This is a genomic window from Bradyrhizobium sp. 27S5, assembly GCF_037217225.1.
GTDB lineage: Bacteria > Pseudomonadota > Alphaproteobacteria > Rhizobiales > Xanthobacteraceae > Bradyrhizobium > Bradyrhizobium septentrionale.
In genome coordinates, this window is the sequence record NZ_CP147714.1 from 4,119,364 (window position 1) to 4,136,147 (window position 16,784).

The 16,784-nt window shown below is 64.8% G+C and carries 15 protein-coding genes; 11 read left to right on the plus strand and 4 right to left on the minus strand.

What is annotated here, in order from left to right; all coding sequences use genetic code 11:
* Nucleotides 1-40: 40 nt before the first annotated feature.
* On the minus strand, nucleotides 41-2,101 hold the full coding sequence (gene parE / locus WDM24_RS18965) for a DNA topoisomerase IV subunit B (RefSeq protein ID WP_338832084.1): 2,061 nt from the start codon (nucleotides 2,099-2,101) through the stop codon (nucleotides 41-43).
* Nucleotides 2,102-2,228: 127 nt separating this feature from the next.
* Complete coding sequence (locus tag WDM24_RS18970) at nucleotides 2,229-2,597, minus strand: hypothetical protein (RefSeq protein ID WP_338832085.1); 369 nt, start codon at nucleotides 2,595-2,597, stop codon at nucleotides 2,229-2,231.
* A 188-nt stretch (nucleotides 2,598-2,785) separates the two neighbouring features.
* On the opposite strand from WDM24_RS18970, the gene WDM24_RS18975 reads away from it, so the two are divergent.
* The 5 genes from WDM24_RS18975 to WDM24_RS18995 all read left to right on the plus strand — a co-directional run bounded on the left by WDM24_RS18975 (nucleotide 2,786) and on the right by WDM24_RS18995 (nucleotide 7,063).
* The gene (locus tag WDM24_RS18975) at nucleotides 2,786-3,316 is read left to right on the plus strand and encodes a DedA family protein (RefSeq protein ID WP_166294967.1); all 531 of its coding nucleotides are present in this window, start codon (nucleotides 2,786-2,788) and stop codon (nucleotides 3,314-3,316) included.
* 152 nt (nucleotides 3,317-3,468) lie between these two features.
* Nucleotides 3,469-4,458 carry an MBL fold metallo-hydrolase gene (locus WDM24_RS18980; RefSeq protein WP_338832086.1) on the plus strand — a complete coding sequence of 330 codons (990 nt, stop codon included), beginning with the start codon at nucleotides 3,469-3,471 and terminating at the stop codon, nucleotides 4,456-4,458.
* 336 nt (nucleotides 4,459-4,794) lie between these two features.
* The gene (locus tag WDM24_RS18985) at nucleotides 4,795-5,472 is read left to right on the plus strand and encodes an FMN-binding negative transcriptional regulator (RefSeq protein ID WP_338700610.1); all 678 of its coding nucleotides are present in this window, start codon (nucleotides 4,795-4,797) and stop codon (nucleotides 5,470-5,472) included.
* A complete protein-coding gene (gene argC / locus WDM24_RS18990; protein WP_338832087.1) occupies nucleotides 5,469-6,461 on the plus strand; it encodes an N-acetyl-gamma-glutamyl-phosphate reductase in 993 nt (330 codons plus the stop codon). The genes WDM24_RS18985 and argC overlap by 4 nt, the downstream gene beginning before the upstream one ends.
* Before the next feature lie 14 nt (nucleotides 6,462-6,475).
* Nucleotides 6,476-7,063 carry a class I SAM-dependent methyltransferase gene (locus WDM24_RS18995; protein ID WP_338832088.1) on the plus strand — a complete coding sequence of 196 codons (588 nt, stop codon included), beginning with the start codon at nucleotides 6,476-6,478 and terminating at the stop codon, nucleotides 7,061-7,063.
* Between the two features lie 137 nt (nucleotides 7,064-7,200).
* On the opposite strand, the gene WDM24_RS19000 is transcribed toward WDM24_RS18995, so the two are convergent.
* Nucleotides 7,201-7,599, minus strand: a complete 399-nt coding sequence (locus WDM24_RS19000; protein WP_029083359.1) for an MAPEG family protein — start codon at nucleotides 7,597-7,599, stop codon at nucleotides 7,201-7,203.
* Between the two features lie 73 nt (nucleotides 7,600-7,672).
* Entirely contained in the window at nucleotides 7,673-9,472 is a 1,800-nt protein-coding gene (locus tag WDM24_RS19005; protein WP_166294974.1) for a PHA/PHB synthase family protein, read from the minus strand.
* 303 nt (nucleotides 9,473-9,775) lie between these two features.
* On the opposite strand from WDM24_RS19005, the gene WDM24_RS19010 reads away from it, so the two are divergent.
* The 6 genes from WDM24_RS19010 to recJ all read left to right on the plus strand — a co-directional run bounded on the left by WDM24_RS19010 (nucleotide 9,776) and on the right by recJ (nucleotide 16,784).
* The gene (locus WDM24_RS19010) at nucleotides 9,776-10,087 is read left to right on the plus strand and encodes a hypothetical protein (RefSeq protein WP_166294976.1); all 312 of its coding nucleotides are present in this window, start codon (nucleotides 9,776-9,778) and stop codon (nucleotides 10,085-10,087) included.
* Nucleotides 10,088-10,301: 214 nt separating this feature from the next.
* Nucleotides 10,302-11,522, plus strand: coding sequence for an LL-diaminopimelate aminotransferase (locus tag WDM24_RS19015; protein WP_166294978.1), 1,221 nt, complete (start codon nucleotides 10,302-10,304; stop codon nucleotides 11,520-11,522).
* A gap of 22 nt (nucleotides 11,523-11,544) precedes the next feature.
* The gene (locus tag WDM24_RS19020; protein WP_338832089.1) at nucleotides 11,545-12,864 is read left to right on the plus strand and encodes a homoserine dehydrogenase; all 1,320 of its coding nucleotides are present in this window, start codon (nucleotides 11,545-11,547) and stop codon (nucleotides 12,862-12,864) included.
* Nucleotides 12,865-12,943: 79 nt separating this feature from the next.
* Complete coding sequence (gene glpX, locus WDM24_RS19025; RefSeq protein WP_029083354.1) at nucleotides 12,944-13,942, plus strand: class II fructose-bisphosphatase; 999 nt, start codon at nucleotides 12,944-12,946, stop codon at nucleotides 13,940-13,942.
* 126 nt (nucleotides 13,943-14,068) lie between these two features.
* The gene (locus tag WDM24_RS19030) at nucleotides 14,069-14,788 is read left to right on the plus strand and encodes a haloacid dehalogenase type II (RefSeq protein WP_338832090.1); all 720 of its coding nucleotides are present in this window, start codon (nucleotides 14,069-14,071) and stop codon (nucleotides 14,786-14,788) included.
* A 154-nt stretch (nucleotides 14,789-14,942) separates the two neighbouring features.
* Nucleotides 14,943-16,784: a single-stranded-DNA-specific exonuclease RecJ gene (gene recJ, locus WDM24_RS19035; protein WP_338832091.1), complete on the plus strand. Its 1,842-nt coding sequence runs from the start codon at nucleotides 14,943-14,945 to the stop codon at nucleotides 16,782-16,784.

The window sequence follows — 16,784 nt, forward strand, 5'->3', positions numbered from 1 at the left end:
GAGGTGGCCGGAAAATCATTTCAAATCAGTTGGTTACGACCTAGACGTCGAGCAGATCGTCGCTCGCGAATTCGGCCTTGTCCGAGATGAAGGCAAAACGGGCTTCCGCCTTGGTGCCCATCAGCCGCTCGACCGAGTCGGCGGTGCCCTCGCGATCGTCGGCGAGCAGCACCACGCGCAGCATCGTGCGCTTGGCCGGATCCATCGTGGTTTCCTTCAGCTGCGCCGGCATCATTTCGCCGAGGCCTTTGAAGCGGTTCACCTCGACCTTGGCGTTGGCGTTGAACTCGTTCTTCAGCAACTCGTCCTTGTGCGCGTCGTCGCGGGCATAGATCGACTTGGTGCCGTGCTTCAGCTTGTAGAGCGGCGGAACCGCCAGATAGAGATGCCCTTCGTCGATCAGCCGCGGCATCTGCCGGTAGAAGAAGGTGATCAGGAGCGAAGCGATGTGCGCGCCGTCGACGTCGGCGTCGGTCATGATGATGATGCGCTGATAGCGCAGATCCTCTTCGCGGTAATGTGCGAGCGTGCCGCAGCCGATCGCCTGCACGAGGTCGGAGAGCTGCGCGTTGGCGGTCAGCTTGTCCTTGCCGGCAGACGCGACGTTGAGGATCTTGCCGCGCAGCGGCAGCACGGCCTGCGTCTTGCGATCGCGCGCCTGCTTGGCGCTGCCGCCGGCCGAGTCACCTTCGACGATGAACAGTTCGGAGCCTTCGGTGCCGGCGTCGGAGCAATCCGCGAGCTTGCCGGGCAGACGCAGCTTCTTGCCGGCGGTCTTGCGCGCGGTTTCCTTCTCCTGGCGGCGGCGCAGCCGCTCCTCGGCACGATCGATCACAAAATCGAGCAACCGGTTGGCCTGGTTCGGATTGCCTGACAGCCAGTGATCGAACGGGTCCTTGATCGCCTGTTCGACGATGCGCTGCGCTTCGGCGGTGGCGAGGCGATCCTTGGTCTGACCCTGGAATTCAGGCTCGCGCACGAACACCGAAAGCATCACGGCCGCGCCGACCATCACGTCTTCCGAGGTGATGGAGGCTGCGCGTTTGCCCTGGCCTGCACGTTCGGCATGATCCTTCAAGCCGCGCAGCAGCGCGCTGCGCAGGCCCGATTCATGCGTGCCGCCGTCGGGCGTCGGCACCGTGTTCGTGTAGGACGACAGGAAGCCGTCGGCATCGGCGGTCCAGGCCACCGCCCATTCGCAGGCGCCGTGGGCGCCGCTGCGGCCGGACTTGCCGGAGAAGATGTCCTGATGCACCAGTGTGTCGGCGTGGATCGCCGCGGCCAGATAATCCTTCAGGCCGCCGGGGAAGTGGAATTTGGCTTCCGCCGGGACGTCTTCGACGCCCTTCAACAGCTCCTGGTCGCAACGCCAGCGAATCTCGACACCGCCGAACAGATACGCCTTCGAGCGCGTCATCTTGAACAGACGCTGCGGCTTGAAGGCCGCCTTGGCGCCGAAAATGTCGGTGTCCGGCTTGAAGCGGATGCGCGTGCCGCGGCGGTTGTTGATCTTGCCGAGGTCTTCGAGCTTGCCCTTGGGATGGCCGCGCTCGAAGGTCATGCGGTGCAACTGTCCGCTGCGTGCAACCTCCACCTCGAGCCGCGAGGAGAGGGCGTTGACGACGGAGACGCCGACGCCGTGCAGACCGCCCGAGGTCTCATAGACCTTGGAGTCGAACTTGCCGCCCGAATGCAGCGTGCACATGATGACTTCGAGCGCCGACTTCTTCGGGAATTTCTTGTGCGCGTCGACCGGAATGCCGCGGCCATTGTCTGTCACGGTCAGGAAGCCGTCGGCGGTCAGCTCGACCTCGATGAAGGTGGCGTGCCCGGCAAGCGCCTCGTCCATCGAATTGTCGATCACTTCGGCGAACAGGTGATGCAACGCCTTTTCATCGGTGCCGCCGATATACATGCCGGGGCGCCGGCGGACCGGCTCGAGCCCCTCCAGCACCTCGATATCATCAGCGGTATAGCTGGCTTCGGCGCCTGAGGTCGGCCGGGAAGCAGCCTTCGCCGGGGCGCGGCCCTTCGGTTCCGGGGCTCCGAACAGATCTTCAGCGGATTTGCTTTTGGCGTTCGACTTCAATGCTTTGGCCATGGTTCTTCAAGTGGCGCGCCAGTTTTGGCGCAGCGAATCGGTTGCTCTGACTATGCCACGGATGGGCTGCCAATGGGGACGGCCGCGTCCCGGGGGCCCGGCCGCCTCTGTAGATAGGAGCCCGCGATTACGCTTTCGAGGTGCGGAACACAACGACCGTGAACAGGGCCATGGCGACAACCACGGTCAGGGATCCGACGATCGGCGCCGCCTCGAACGAAGGCCCCTTGAGCAGCACCGCCGCCACGCCGGCCGGGAACAGGATGCCGCCGACGATATGCAGCCAGCCCTGGATCTTGGCCAGCAGCATGGTGCCCGCGGCCGGCACCAGCCGGTAGTACAGGCCGAACAGGAACAGCAGCACGCCGCCCACGAGGTTGAGATGCGCGTGCGCCGGTCCTAACGTGAAGTCGTGCTCGATACCCATGGCAATGCCCGCGAGCATTCCGAACAACAGGACGACAACGCTCACGCACATCATCAGTGATCCAATCATCCAGTATTTCCTTTTTCTTGTGAGGGGGATGCCAGCTAGCCTGGACCGCAGGGGCCTTACGGGAAATCACGTTCGATCCCCGCCTTTGTGACTTGATGTCACGCAATCGGCTGGCTTACCTGTTCTTAGGCTGCGAGCCGCTACAAAGGTTCATTCGAGGTTCAACGGAGCGGAAGGCACTCGACGAGATGGAAGATATTACGCGGGCCCTGGCCGAATTCGTCCGCCATCACCAGGTCTGGGCCGCTCCGATCGTCATGCTGCTGGCGTTCGCTGAATCGCTCGCCTTCATTTCATTGCTGGTGCCCGCCTGGGGCGCGCTGGTTGCGATCGGCGCGTTGATCGGCGTCAGCGGCATCAGCTTCTGGCCGATCTGGATCGCCGGCGGCATTGGCGCCGCGCTCGGCGACTGGGTCTCGTACTGGTTCGGCTACCGCTACAAGGAGCAGGTCGCGCAGATGTGGCCGTTGTCGCGCTATCCGGAAATCCTGCCGCGCGGCGAGGCCTTCGTGAAGAGCTGGGGCGTGCCCAGCATCTTCATCGGCCGCTTCTTCGGCCCGCTGCGCGCCTCGGTGCCGCTGGCGGCCGGCATTTTCGAGATGTCGTACTGGCAATTCCAGGTCGCCAATTTCGTCTCCGCGCTGATCTGGTCGGCCGCGCTGCTGCTGTTCGGCGACGTCATTGGCCAGGTCATCGAGTGGATGTGGCGGGCGGTGTAGTGAGCCCGGAATAAGGTCATGAAGCAGGGGTTAGTCGAAGGACGGCCGGCCGCGCGGCCGTCATCGCGCGAGCATCGAAACGCTGATACAACCTCACCCCAACAAGCGCGGCTTCCATCGATCGCATCATCGTTTCACCGGGAGGACATGATATGGAATTGACACGACGTCACGCTCTCGCCGGCGCTGCCGGCATCGCGGCCGCACCGTTGTTGTCAGCCGTTCCCGCGGCGGCCACGGCGCCCGCAGCCGACAAGCAGGCGCCGAGCTTCTATCGCTACAAGGTCGGCGACATCACGGTCACCGCGGTATCCGACGGCAAGAACGTCTTCAAGCTGGAAGACGCCTTCATTCCCAATGCGAAGCGGGAAGATATCAACGCGGCGCTGGAGAAGGCGTTCATGCCGCGCGACATGGTGACGATCTGGTTCGCGCCGCTGGTGCTCAACACCGGCGGCAAGCTGGTCGTGATCGACACCGGCAACGGCGCGCTGGCAAAGGCCAGCTCGAAGGGCGCCAACGGCCTGTTCGCCGACAATTTCGTCGCGGCCGGCTTCGATCCCAAGGCCGTCGACATGGTGGTGATCTCGCACTTCCACGGCGACCACGTGAACGGCTTGCTGACCGCCGAAGGCACGCCGGCCTTCCCGAATGCCGAGGTGCTGGTGCCGGCCACCGAATGGAAGTTCTGGATGGACGATGGCGAGATGAGCCGGGCGCCGGCCGGCCGCATGGCGGGCCTGTTCAAGAACAACCGCAATATCTTCGAGGCCGGCCTGAAGAAGAAGGTCACGCCCTACGAATGGGGCAAGGAGATCGCGCCGGGCCTGACCTCGGTCGAAACCGTCGGCCATACGCCGGGCCACACCTCCTATGTGCTGGCCTCGGGCCCGGACAAGGTCTTCATCCAGTCCGACGTCACCAACAATCCGCATTTGTTCGCGACCAATCCCGGCTGGCATGCGTTCTTCGACCAGGACGCCGACGTGGCGGAGAAGACCCGCCGCCGCATCTACGACATGATCGTTGCGGAGCGGCTGCAGGTGCAGGGCTTCCACTATCCGTTCCCGGGCCTCGGTAACGTGGTGAAGGACGGCAGCGGCTACCGGCTCGTGCCGGCGCCGTGGAATCCGGTGATTTAGCCAGTCATTTCGGGGCGCGCGGAGCGCGAACCTCAGATGCGGTTTGCGCATCGGGGAATCCAGAAGTTACGGCGCGAGATTCCGGGTTCGCCTCTTCGAGGCGCTCCGGAATGACGAGACTGTATCTTGACGCCAAGCGGGCGCGGCCTTATAGCCGCGCCCATGATCAACGCCGCGACCATCATCATTGCCCGCCGCCGCCGCATTCTCGCGGTATGGGCGGTCGCTCGCGTTTAAGACCATCGCCTCTGCCGCCGGATCCTGTCCCGCGGCGCTCTCCTCAAAAAGACACGCGGTTCGATCTGGCGGCTCCTTCGTCATGCAGGAGCTTCGACCATGTATACGCCGCCGCCTTTCAAGCCCGACCGCGCCGCAAGCCTCGCCTTTGCGGAAGCGCGCGGTTTTGGCATGGCCTGCGCGTGGGACGGCGGCAAGCCGATCGCCTCCGCACTGCCGTTCTACCTGAGCTACGCCGCCGACGGGACGCCGCGGGCGCTGTTTCATGTTGCCCGTCACAATCCGCTGGTAAAGCTGGCAGGCGAGGCGGCTTGCGAGGTGCCTTGGCTGCTGGCTGTCACCGGCGCGGATGCCTATGTGTCGCCGGACTGGTACGTGTCGCCTGACCAAGTGCCGACCTGGCTCTATCAGGCCGTGCATCTGACCGGGCCGGTGCGGATGTTGTCGGGTGAGGAACTTGCCGCTCAGATCGACGCGCTGAGCGCCAAGTTCGAGGACCGGCTGTTGCCGAAGAAGCCGTGGACGTCGGCTAAGATGACCGCGGCGCGGCTCGATGCCATGAAGAAGGCGATCGTGGGCCTTGAGATGACGGTGGAAGAGGTGGAGGGCAGCTTCAAGCTGAACCAGCACAAGTCCGAGACCGATTATGCGGCGGTCGCGGGCAACCTTGCCGCGCAGGCGGACGCCGGCGCGCAGCACATCGCGCATCTGATGCGGCAGGCGCGGCCGGATGTCTTTGCTATCAAAACGAACGAGCTCGAAAGGAGCGTGCCATGACCCTCACCGACACCAACCAGCCCAAGAACCAGCTCAAGACCACAAGCGGTGCGACCAGGGCCACCGTGTTCGTCGACGGCGCATCCGGCACCACCGGTCTCGGCATTCAGGAGCGGCTGCACGCGATCGGCGACGTCTCGGTGAAGCACATCGCCGAGGACAAGCGGAAGGATGCCGGTGCCAAGCGCGCACTGATGGAGGAGGTGGATCTCGTGATCCTCTGCCTGCCTGACGAGGCCGCCAAGGAGACCGTCGCGCTGATCGACACCATGGGTAATTCAGCGCCGAAGGTGCTCGACGCATCGACGGCCTATCGGGTCGCGCCCGACTGGGCCTATGGCTTCGCCGAGCTGGCGCCCGACCAGGCCGACAAGATTCGCAACGCGAAGAAGGTCTCCAATCCGGGCTGCTATCCGACCGGCGCAATCGCGCTGCTGCGGCCGATCGTCGATGCCGGCCTGCTGCCGGCGGATTACCCCGTCACCGTCAACGCGGTGAGCGGCTATTCGGGCGGCGGCAAGTCGATGATCGCAAGCTTCGAGGACGGCTCGGCGCCGGCCTTCGAGCTCTATGGCCTCGGCTTCGAGCACAAGCACGTGCCGGAGATGCAGCTGTATTCGCATTTGACGCGGCGGCCGATCTTCATCCCGTCGGTCGGCAACTACCGGCAGGGCATGCTGGTCTCGGTGCCGCTGCAGCTCGACGCGCTGCCGGGTAAGCCGACCGGCGCTGATCTGCAGGCTGTATTGGCGAAGTGGTACGCCGGCAGCAAATACGTCTCGGTGATGCCGCTGCAGAACGAGGCCAGCAAGGGCGGCCGGCTCGAGCCGGAGGCGCTCAACGAGACCAACCAGCTCGAACTCTATGTCTTCGCCAGCGACAAGCACCATCAGGCGGTGCTGGTCGCCCGCCTCGACAATCTCGGCAAGGGTGCGTCGGGCGCTGCCGTGCAGAACATGCGGCTGATGCTTGGACTGGCCGACAGCTAACCGCGAGGCGTATCGTGGACGACGCCACGCTGCAATTCTACCGGCGCAATGCCGAGGCCTATGCCGGGTGGGCGAAAGCACCGTCCGCCCGGCTCAAGGGCTTTCTTGGCCTGTTGCCGAGAGGCGGCGCGATCCTCGAACTCGGCTGCGGCGCCGGCAATCATGCCGCCGTCATGCTCGCCGAAGGCTTTGTGCTGCGTGCGACCGATGGTTCACCCGAGATGGCTGAAGTCGCCGCGCGCCGCATCAATCATCCGGTCGAGGCGATGCTGTTCGATCAGCTCGAGGATCTGGACGCCTATGACGGCGTCTGGGCCAGCGCCTGCCTGCTGCACGTGCGGCGCGACGAACTGGCCGGCATCATCGGCCGCATCCACCGGGCGCTGAAATCCGGCGGTATCTTCTACGCGAGCTACAAGATCGGCCATAGCGATGGCCGCGACAGCATCGGCCGCTACTACAATTACCCCGCGGCCGACTGGCTGGCGGCGACCTACGCATCGTCAGGGGCGTGGACCCAAGTCTCGTCCGACACCAGCGAGGTCAAGAGTTTTGACGAGGCGCCCGCGACGATGCTGCATATCGTCGTGCGCAAGGGCTAAGGAATAGCGCCGGCGCGGCTAGAGCATGATCCGGAAAAGTGTGAAGCGGTTTTCCGAAGCGATCATGCTCAAGAAAAGGGTTGAAGCGCAATGACTTCATCGTGCTTCAGCACCGCGGCCGGCGCGAATCTTGTTGCTCAGACGATCTTGAAGATCGCGAGCGCGAGCACCGCTTGCGCGATGAAGCCGACCGTAAAGGCCAGGGTGCGGAACACCGGCAGGCCGAGCGTGTAGACGACCAGATGCGCGACGCGGGCCCAGAAATAGACGGCGCAGGCGAGCACGGTCCATTTGGTGGAATAGTCGGCGGCGTTGAGGATCAAGACCAGCGGCGCGAAGATCACGAGGTTCTCGACCGCGTTGTCGTGCGCGAACATCAGCCGGTTGGCCCATTCGGCGTGCGGCTTGTCGTTGCGCGAGGGATTGCCCATCGCGCCGGAGAGGCCGCGCACCTGGCAGCGGTTGATGATGTAGGGAACCCACAGCAGCCCGGTCAGGATCACCGTCAGCGACAGCCAGAACAGTTCGCGCGTCATCGTCTCCCCCTCACGTCAATTCGATTCCCGACCGTCGGGATCGTCCGTTTATAGCTGAGCGGGAGACCGCGCGCTACGCGCGGACACGGACATAGCTGCCCGGGGCGTCCTCGAGCGCCGGCATCCCGACCGTGCGCGCCGGCACCGTCTCCGGATCATGGCTCTCCAGCCAGCCGCGCCAATCGGGCCACCATGAACCTTTGTGCTCCTCGGCGCCTTTGAGCCAGTCGGCGAGCTTGATGTCCTTGATGTTGTCGTTGGTCCAGTACTGGTACTTCTTCGAGGCCGGCGGATTGACCACGCCGGCGATATGGCCGGAGCCGGACAGCACATATTTCACCGGGCCGCCGAAGAACTGCGAGCCGTACAGCACCGATTCCGCCGGCGCGATGTGATCTTCGCGTGCGGCGAGGTTGTAGACCGGCACCTTCACCTTCGACAGATCGAGCAGCGTGTTGTCGAGCACCATGGTGCCGGTCGACAGCCGGTTCTCCAGATAGCAGTTGCGCAGATAGTAGGAGTGGTTCGACGACGGCATCCGGGTCGCATCCGAATTCCAGTGCAGCAGGTCGAACGAGGACGGCGACTGGCCCTTCAAATAGTTGTTCACGACATACGACCAGATCAGGTCGTTGGAGCGCAGCATGTTGAAGGCCATCGCCATCTTGCTGCCTTCGAGCACGCCGGATTCCTGCATGTCGCGTTCCAGCGCCGAGATCTGGTCCTCGTCGACGAACACCAGGAGGTCGCCGGCGTGGCTGAAGTCGACCTGCGCGGCAAAGAACGTCGCCGACGTCACGCGCTGGCGGCGCTTCTCGGCGAGGTAGGCGAGCGTCGAGGCGAGCAGGGTGCCGCCGACGCAATAGCCGGCGGTGTGCACCTTCAGCTCGCCGGTGGCCTTCTCGATCACGTCCATCGCGGTGAGCGGGCCTCCGGTCATGTAGTCGGCCCAGGTCTTCTTGCCGAGCTCCTTGTCCGGATTGACCCAGGAGATCACGAACACCGTGATGCCCTGGTCGACGCACCATTTGATGTAGGATTTCTCAGGGCGCAGATCGAGGATGTAGAACTTGTTGATCCACGGCGGCACGATCAGGAGCGGCGTGCGCAGCACGTTCTCGGTCGCCGGCGAATACTGGATCAGCTGCATCAGCTCGTTCTGGTAGATCACCTTGCCCGGCGTCGTCGCCATGTTGACGCCGACCTCGAGATTGGCCGAATCGGACTGGCGGATCCGCAGCGTGCCGTGGCCGGCCTCGATATCCTCGGCCAGCATCTTCATGCCGCGCACCAGATTGTCGCCGTTGCTCTCGACGGTGGCGCGCAGCACCTCCGGATTGGTCAGCACGAAATTCGACGGCGCCAGCGCGTTGCTGATCTGCTGGACATAGAACTCCGCCTTCTTGCGGGTATGCGGATCGATCCCGTCGGCGTCGTGAACCAGCTGCTGCGCCCATTTCGCGGTCAGCAGATAGAGCTGCAGGATGAAGTCGAAGAACTGGTTCGACTTCCACTCCGGATCCTGGAACCGCTTGTCGCGCGGTGCCGGCGCGATCGCGGGCTTGGCATCGGCTTCGCCGGCCATGCGGCGCACTGCCGCGCCCCAGAGATCGAGGTAGTCCTTGCCGAGTTGCATCTGCAGCGACGAGGCGCGCTCCTTGTCGGACAGCCAGTATTCGGCGATCACGCTGAAGGTCTTGATGACCTCACCGAGCTCATTCGGCGGCTTGTCGCGGACTTCCCCGGTCTGGCGCGGCTTTAGATAGGCTGCAAGCGCCTGGCCGCTGCTCTCCAGCGCCCGGGCGATGTTCATGGCGAAGGCTTCGGCGTTGAATTTCGGGGTGGCTTGGGTGTCGGTACTGACGTTGCTCATCTGAGGGACAATATCGCCTGGTTTGGGGGGCGTCATCGCGCGGTGCGGCAACGGGAATCGGTCAAAATCCAATGTTTCGCTCTGCTGCAGTGCGATAAAAAATTCTTTGTTCTGACATATTGAAGCCTCAGGGGTCGCATTTCTTGTTCACGCTTTAAGCGTTTCGGGCGACAATGGTTTGAAACGCTAAAGCCGGGATTAACGCAGCGGGGACGCTGCAAAGCTCGTACCAAGGCTCGTACAGTGCGACCCGTGTCGGCAACGTGCGACATGCGCGCTAGCTTGTTGGGGACAATTCGGCACATGCCGATCGATTGGATGAAAAGGGCGCTCGTTGCCGCAGCGCTGCTCGCGTCGTTGACGGCGCTGAGCGGCTGCTCGAGCACGATTGCCGATATGACCATGCCGGCCGACGCTCCGGCGCGGCCGAAGGATGCCACCGGCTACCTCCCGGTCCACGATCTGCCGCCCGACCGCGCCGATCCGACCATCAAGCCGGCGGATCAGGCCAAGATCGAGCAGGAGCTGATCGCCGCGCGCGAGCGCCAGGCGTCGGCGGCAGCCCAGAGCGGGACGCCAGCCCCAAGCGCGACGACAGCCCAGAGCGGGAAGTAGGCGTTCCAGGTGGCCGATCAGCGCTGGCGCCGCCCGGTGTCCGTGCTAAAAGAACCTCAATTCAACCGCATATCCGGCCGTAGCCTTCAGATCGTGCGCCTGAATTCGCTCTAAGTTATTGATTTGGCGCGATTTCTGTAAGAGCCCGAGCAGGCTTCGGCATCGATCCCAAGGGCGTCGATTCTGGCATTGCGGTTGTCGGAGCAAGGGTCCCATGGAAGATTTTTACCGCATTCGCCGTCTGCCGCCTTACGTCTTTGAGAAGGTCAACCAGGCCAAGGCGGCCGCGCGCAACGCCGGGGCCGACATCATCGACATGGGCATGGGGAACCCGGACCTGCCGACCCCGCCGCATGTGATCGAGAAGCTGAAGGAGACGCTGGGCAAGCCGCGGACCGACCGCTACTCGGCCTCGCGCGGCATCAACGGCCTGCGCAAGGCCCAGGCCGCCTATTATGCCCGCCGTTTCGGCGTCAAGCTCAACCCCGATACCCAGGTCGTGGCCACCCTCGGCTCGAAGGAGGGGTTTGCCAACGTCGCGCAGGCGATTACCGCGCCCGGCGACGTCGTGCTGTGCCCCAATCCGAGCTATCCGATCCATGCCTTCGGCTTCCTGATGGCGGGCGGCGTGATCCGCTCGGTGCCGTCGGAGCCGACGCCGCAGTTCTTCGAGGCGGTCGAGCGGGCCATCATTCATTCGATCCCGAAGCCGATCGCGCTGATCGTCTGCTATCCGTCGAACCCGACCGCCTATGTCGCGGACCTCGACTTCTACAAGGATCTCGTCGCCTTCGCGAAGAAGCACGACATCTTCATCCTGTCCGATCTCGCCTACGCCGAGGTCTATTTCGACGAGAACAATCCGCCGCCGTCGGTGCTGCAGGTGCCCGGCGCGATCGACGTCACCGTCGAGTTCACCTCGATGTCGAAGACGTTCTCGATGGCCGGCTGGCGCATGGGCTTTGCGGTCGGCAATGAGCGCATCATCGCCGCACTTGCGCGGGTCAAATCCTATCTCGATTACGGCGCCTTCACGCCGGTCCAGGTGGCGGCGACCGCCGCGCTGAACGGCCCTGACGACTGCATCCGCGAGATGCGCGACACCTACCGCAAGCGCCGCGACGCGCTGGTCGAGTCGTTTGGCCGCGCCGGCTGGGAGATTCCGCCGCCGCAGGCCTCGATGTTCGCCTGGGCGCCGCTGCCCAAGGCGTTCGAGGCGGTCGGCAGCATGCAGTTCGCAACCCTGATGGTGGAGAAATCCGGCGTCGTGGTGTCGCCCGGCGTGGCGTTCGGCGAGCACGGCGAAGGCTATGTCCGCATCGCGATGGTGGAGAACGAGCAGCGTATCCGGCAGGCCGCGCGTGGCGTGCGCCGCTTCCTTGAAAGCGGCATCGAAACGTTGCACAACGTCGTTCCTCTCGCCAACCGGCGCTAATCCTTCCAGGTTGCTTAATCTCATGGTCGCACCCCTGAACGTGGGCATAGCGGGGCTCGGCACCGTCGGTGCCGATGTCGTCCGCCTCATCGAAACGCAAGGACGGGCGCTGGCCGAGCGCAGCGGCCGCGGCATTCGCGTCGTCGCCGTCACGGCGCGCTCGAAGGCCAAGAAGCGCGGCCTCGACCTGCGCGGCATCGCGTGGGCGAAGAGCCCGCAAGCGCTGGCCGAGGATCCCAATATCGACTGCTTCGTCGAATTGATGGGCGGGGCCGGCGATCCTGCGCTCTCTGCGATCGAGACGGCGCTGAAGGCCGGCAAGTCGGTCGTCACCGCCAACAAGGCGCTGATCGCCAAACACGGCCTGCGTCTCGCCACAGCCGCCGAGAAGCACGGCGGCGCACTGAATTTCGAGGCGGCGGTCGGTGCGGCGATCCCGGTCATCAAGACGCTGCGCGAGGGTCTCGCCGGCACCAGCGTCAACCGCGTCTATGGCATCCTCAACGGCACCTGCAATTACATCCTGACCCGGATGGAGCAGGAGGGATTGTCGTTCGAAGAATGCCTCAAGGACGCCCAGCGTCTCGGCTATGCCGAAGCCAACCCGTCGTTCGACGTCGATGGTCACGACACCGCGCAGAAGCTCGCGATCCTGGCGAGCCTCGCGTTCGGAACCAAGGTCGCCGAAAGCGCCGTCTACGTCGAGGGCATCTCCTCGATCACGCCGGAGGACCTCAAAGCGGCCGCGGAACTCGGCTACCGGGTCAAGCTGCTCGGCGTCGCGGTGCGCACGGCAAAGGGCATTGAGCAGCGCGTGCATCCGACCATGGTGCCGAAATCGTCCCCGATCGCGCAGGTGATGGGCGTCACCAACGCGGTGGCGATCGACGGCGAGGGCATTCCGCCGATCACGCTGGTCGGCCCGGGCGCCGGTGGCGGCGCGACCGCCTCGGCCGTGGTCGCCGACATCGCCGACGTCGCCCGCGGCATCCGCGCCAAGCCGTTCGGGCGCCCGGTGGAGCGGTTGCGCGACACCGCCAAGGCGCCGATGGAACGTCATGAGGGTGGTTATTATATCCGCCTGATGGCGCGCGATCTTGCAGGCACTGCCGCAACAATCGCCACCCGGCTTGCGGAACAGAAGATATCTCTGGAGTCCATCGTGCAGCGGCATCCGGATGGCGTCGATGTGAACGGTGCGGCCAAAAAACCTTCACCGGTCCCGGTCATTCTGATTACCTATGCGACCAGCGAGGATGCGGTGCATCGCGCGCTGGCCGCAGTGCAGCGCGATAAGGTCATCAGCGGCCGGCCGCAGGTGATCCGGATCGAGAAAAACTAGCGCATGGCCTGAACGGGTCGGGCGTGAGACGATTGATGCGGGCAGGCTGGCCTGTCCCCGAGGCTTAAGGAGTACGCTGATGTCGACCCATATTTCCGTTCCGCCGCAAATGTTGCTTGAGCGCATCCTGACGCTCGAAATCGTGCGGGTGACGGAGCGCGCGGCGGTGTCGGCCGCGCGGCTGCGCGGCCACGGCCAGGAAAAGGCCGCCGACAAGGCTGCGGTCGATGCGATGCGGCGCGAGCTCAACAAGCTGCCGATCGAGGGCACGGTCGTGATCGGCGAGGGCGAGCGCGACGAGGCGCCGATGCTGTTCATCGGCGAGAAGGTCGGCCTCAATGCCGGTCCCAAGGTCGACATCGCGGTCGACCCGCTCGAAGGCACCACGCTGTGCGCCAAGAACATGCCGGGCTCGATCGCCACCATGGCGATGGCCGATGGCGGCACGCTGCTGCACGCGCCCGACGTCTACATGCAGAAGATCGCGATCGGTCCGGGCTACGCCAAGAACGTGATCGAGCTCGACGCGCCGCCGGCCGACAATGTCCGTCGGCTCGCCAAGGCCAAGGGCGTCGACCCCACCGCCATCAACGTGCTGGTGCTCGACCGTCCGCGACATGCCGACATCATCAACAGCGTGCGCTCCACGGGCGCTGCCGTGCAGCTGATCACCGACGGCGACGTCGCCGGCGTCATTCACTGTGCCAAGCCCGATGAGACCGGCGTCGACATGTATATCGGCACCGGCGGCGCGCCCGAGGGCGTGCTGGCGGCGGTCGCGCTGCGCTGCATCGGCGGTCAGATGCAGTGCCGCCTGATCCTCGACACCGAGGAGAAGCGCGAGCGCGCGCACAAGATGGGCGTCATCGATCCGAAGATGATCTACGGCATCGAGGACATGGCCAAGGGCGACTGCCTGTTCGCCGCCACCGGCGTCACCACCGGCTCGCTGCTGACCGGCGTGAAGTTCAAGAAGGACGTGATCGAGACCGAGACGGTCGTGATGCGCTCGGTCACCGGCACGGTGCGCTACATCAAGGCCGAGCACCGGCAGCTGGAGAAGTTCCACCTCGACTAATATCCGCTGTCGTTCCGGGGCGATGCGTAGCATCGAACCCGGAACCTCGAGGTTCCGGGTCTGGTGCTGCGCACCATCCCGGAACGACGGGATCAATAAATAACAACAAGAAAAAGGGAGACGAGCATGTCCGATCTGTCCGGCGTCAAGGCACTGGTGTTCGACGTGTTCGGAACCGTCGTCGACTGGCGCACCAGCCTGATCAACGATTTCGCCAAATGGGGCGAGACGCGGGGTATCAAGGCCGACTGGACCGCGCTGGTCGATGGCTGGCGCGCGGTCTATGCCGCCTCGATGGACGAGGTGCGCAAGAACCCGCAGAACGGCTACGTGATCCTCGACGTGCTGCACCGCCGCTCGCTGGAGAAGCTGGTCGCGCAATTCGACATCCAGGGGCTGACCGAGGTCGACTTGCAGCACCTGACGCTGGGCTGGCATCGCCTGCACGGTTGGCCCGACAGCGTCGCCGGCCTGACGCGGCTGAAGACCAAGTACATCATCTCACCGCTCTCGAACGGCAACGTCGCGCTGCTCACCAACATGGCGAAGTTCGCAGGCCTGCCGTGGGATCTGGTCATGTCCGCCGAACTGTTCGAGCATTACAAGCCCGATCCGGAAACCTATCTCGGTGCCGCAAAACTGCTCTGCCTGCGGCCGGAGCAGGTGATGATGGTGGCCGCGCACAATTACGATCTGAAGCATGCGCAGAAGCATGGCCTGAAAACGGCGTTCGTGGCGCGGCCGGCCGAATACGGACCCCTGCAGAAAGTCGATTTCGAGGCCACCGGCGAATGGGACATCGTGGCCAAGGATTTCGGGGAAATCGCCACCCGGATGGGTTGCTAGAACTGGTCTGCGAATCATCGAAGCGCTACGATTCCTGGCTGGAGCGTCGGTTCTGATTGGGTCAGAACCGAAGCCCTAGATTTATTTTGACGCGTTTTCTTCACGCGAACCGCTACCCGCTTCGCTCGAAATCGCTCTGGCTCCAGAAGGGATCATGACGCTGCACGCATCCGCACTGCCCGTCGAGGCGCCGCCGGCGTTCCTCGGCGTGAGGCGGTCGTTGACCGGAAAGCTCTGGCGCGACCGGCTGGATGCGCGCGGGGCGGCGCGTGCGCTTGCGATGGTCCAGCGTCACAATCTGCCGGAAATGCTGGCGCGCGTGCTGGCCGGGCGCGACGTCGCGATCGATGAGGTCGCCGACTTCCTCGACCCGACCATCCGCAAGCTGATGCCGGATCCCCACACCGTCACCGAAATGGAGCTTGCCGCCAAGCGCATTGCGGATGCCGCGGTGCGTGGCGAGAAGGTCGCGATGTTCGGCGACTATGACGTCGACGGCGCGACCTCGGCGGCGTTGCTCACCTGGCATCTGCGCCATTGCGGGCTTGATCCGCTGATCCACATTCCGGACCGCATCTTCGAAGGCTACGGTCCGAACATCGACGCTGTCCGCGCGCTGGCTGCCAAGGGCGCGACGCTGCTGGTCACGGTCGATTGCGGCACCACCAGCATCGAGCCGCTGGCGGAGGCGAAGAAGCTCGGCATGTCGGTGGTGGTGATCGATCATCACCAGACCGGCGATGAGTTGCCCGAGGTGGACGCGCTTGTGAATCCGAACCGGCCCGACGATCTCTCGGGCCTCGGTCATCTTGCAGCCGTCGGCCTCGTGCTGGTGACATTGGTCGCGGTCAATCGCGAGCTGCGCCAGCGCGGCTTCTGGACCGGCGAGATGCCGGAGCCGGACCTGCTCGGCATGCTGCATCATGTCGCGCTCGGCACCGTGGCCGACGTCGCGCCGCTGATCGGGCTCAACCGCGCCTTCGTCGCCAAGGGCCTGATCGCGATGCGCCGCCGCGACCATGTCGGTCATACCGCGCTGATGGATGTGGCGCGGCTCAACGGCCCGCCGGAGGCCTGGCATCTCGGCTTCATGCTGGGGCCGCGCATCAATGCCGGCGGCCGCATCGGGCGCGCCGATCTTGGCGTGCGGCTGTTGCTCGAAGGCGATGTCTCGGAGGCCGCGCGGATCGCGGCCGAGCTCGACCGCCTCAATGCCGAACGGCGCGTGATCGAGCAGGCCGCTGAGGCGCAGGCCGAAGCCGAGGCGTTGGCCTCGCTCGGGCTCGAGGACAAGGGCGCGGTGATCGTCACCGCCGCCGAAGGCTGGCATCCCGGCGTGGTTGGGCTGGTCGCGGCGCGGCTGAAGGAGAAGTTCGCGCGTCCGGCGTTTGCGATCGCGCTCGAGCCGGGCGGCATCGGTACCGGATCGGGCCGCTCGATCGGCGGCGTCGATCTCGGCAAGGCGGTGCGGCAGGCGGTGCACGACGGCCTCCTGATGAAGGGGGGCGGGCACGCGATGGCGGCCGGCGTCACGCTACGCAAGGAGAAGCTCGCCGAATTCCGCGCCTACATGGAGAGCGCGCTCGCGGCCGACGTCGCCAACTCGCGTCACGAGAACGAGCTGTTCATCGACGGTGCGGTGACCGCGCGCGCGGTGACGCCGGAATTTGCCGCGACGCTCAATCGCGCCGGCCCGTTCGGCAGCGCCAATCCGGAGCCGGTGATCGCGCTGCCGTCGCATCAGCTGGTCTATGCCGACGAGGTCGGGCAGGCGCATTTGCGGCTGCGCTTCAAGTCCGGCGACGGTTCGATCGTCAACGGTATCGCATTCCGCTCCGTCGGACAGAAGCTCGGCAGCGCCTTGACGCAAAATCGCGGCCAGCAATTGCACGTGGCAGGCTCTCTCGCAGTCGACCGTTGGCAAGGCACCGAACGTGTGCAATTCCGTGTGCTCGACGTCGCGGTGCCGGATCAGGGCCCGACGGTGATCCGATAA

Excerpts from the sequence above, each read along its gene's own strand:
- parE (WP_338832084.1), bottom strand. The coding sequence starts at position 2,101 with ATGGCCAAAGCATTGAAGTCGAACGCCAAAAGCAAATCCGCTGAAGAT.
- WDM24_RS18970 (WP_338832085.1), bottom strand. The coding sequence starts at position 2,597 with ATGATTGGATCACTGATGATGTGCGTGAGCGTTGTCGTCCTGTTGTTC.
- WDM24_RS18975 (WP_166294967.1), top strand. The coding sequence starts at position 2,786 with ATGGAAGATATTACGCGGGCCCTGGCCGAATTCGTCCGCCATCACCAG.
- WDM24_RS18980 (WP_338832086.1), top strand. The coding sequence starts at position 3,469 with ATGGAATTGACACGACGTCACGCTCTCGCCGGCGCTGCCGGCATCGCG.
- WDM24_RS18985 (WP_338700610.1), top strand. The coding sequence starts at position 4,795 with ATGTATACGCCGCCGCCTTTCAAGCCCGACCGCGCCGCAAGCCTCGCC.
- argC (WP_338832087.1), top strand. The coding sequence starts at position 5,469 with ATGACCCTCACCGACACCAACCAGCCCAAGAACCAGCTCAAGACCACA.
- WDM24_RS19000 (WP_029083359.1), bottom strand. The coding sequence starts at position 7,599 with ATGACGCGCGAACTGTTCTGGCTGTCGCTGACGGTGATCCTGACCGGG.
- WDM24_RS19005 (WP_166294974.1), bottom strand. The coding sequence starts at position 9,472 with ATGAGCAACGTCAGTACCGACACCCAAGCCACCCCGAAATTCAACGCC.
- WDM24_RS19010 (WP_166294976.1), top strand. The coding sequence starts at position 9,776 with ATGCCGATCGATTGGATGAAAAGGGCGCTCGTTGCCGCAGCGCTGCTC.
- WDM24_RS19015 (WP_166294978.1), top strand. The coding sequence starts at position 10,302 with ATGGAAGATTTTTACCGCATTCGCCGTCTGCCGCCTTACGTCTTTGAG.
- WDM24_RS19020 (WP_338832089.1), top strand. The coding sequence starts at position 11,545 with ATGGTCGCACCCCTGAACGTGGGCATAGCGGGGCTCGGCACCGTCGGT.
- glpX (WP_029083354.1), top strand. The coding sequence starts at position 12,944 with ATGTCGACCCATATTTCCGTTCCGCCGCAAATGTTGCTTGAGCGCATC.
- WDM24_RS19030 (WP_338832090.1), top strand. The coding sequence starts at position 14,069 with ATGTCCGATCTGTCCGGCGTCAAGGCACTGGTGTTCGACGTGTTCGGA.
- recJ (WP_338832091.1), top strand. The coding sequence starts at position 14,943 with ATGACGCTGCACGCATCCGCACTGCCCGTCGAGGCGCCGCCGGCGTTC.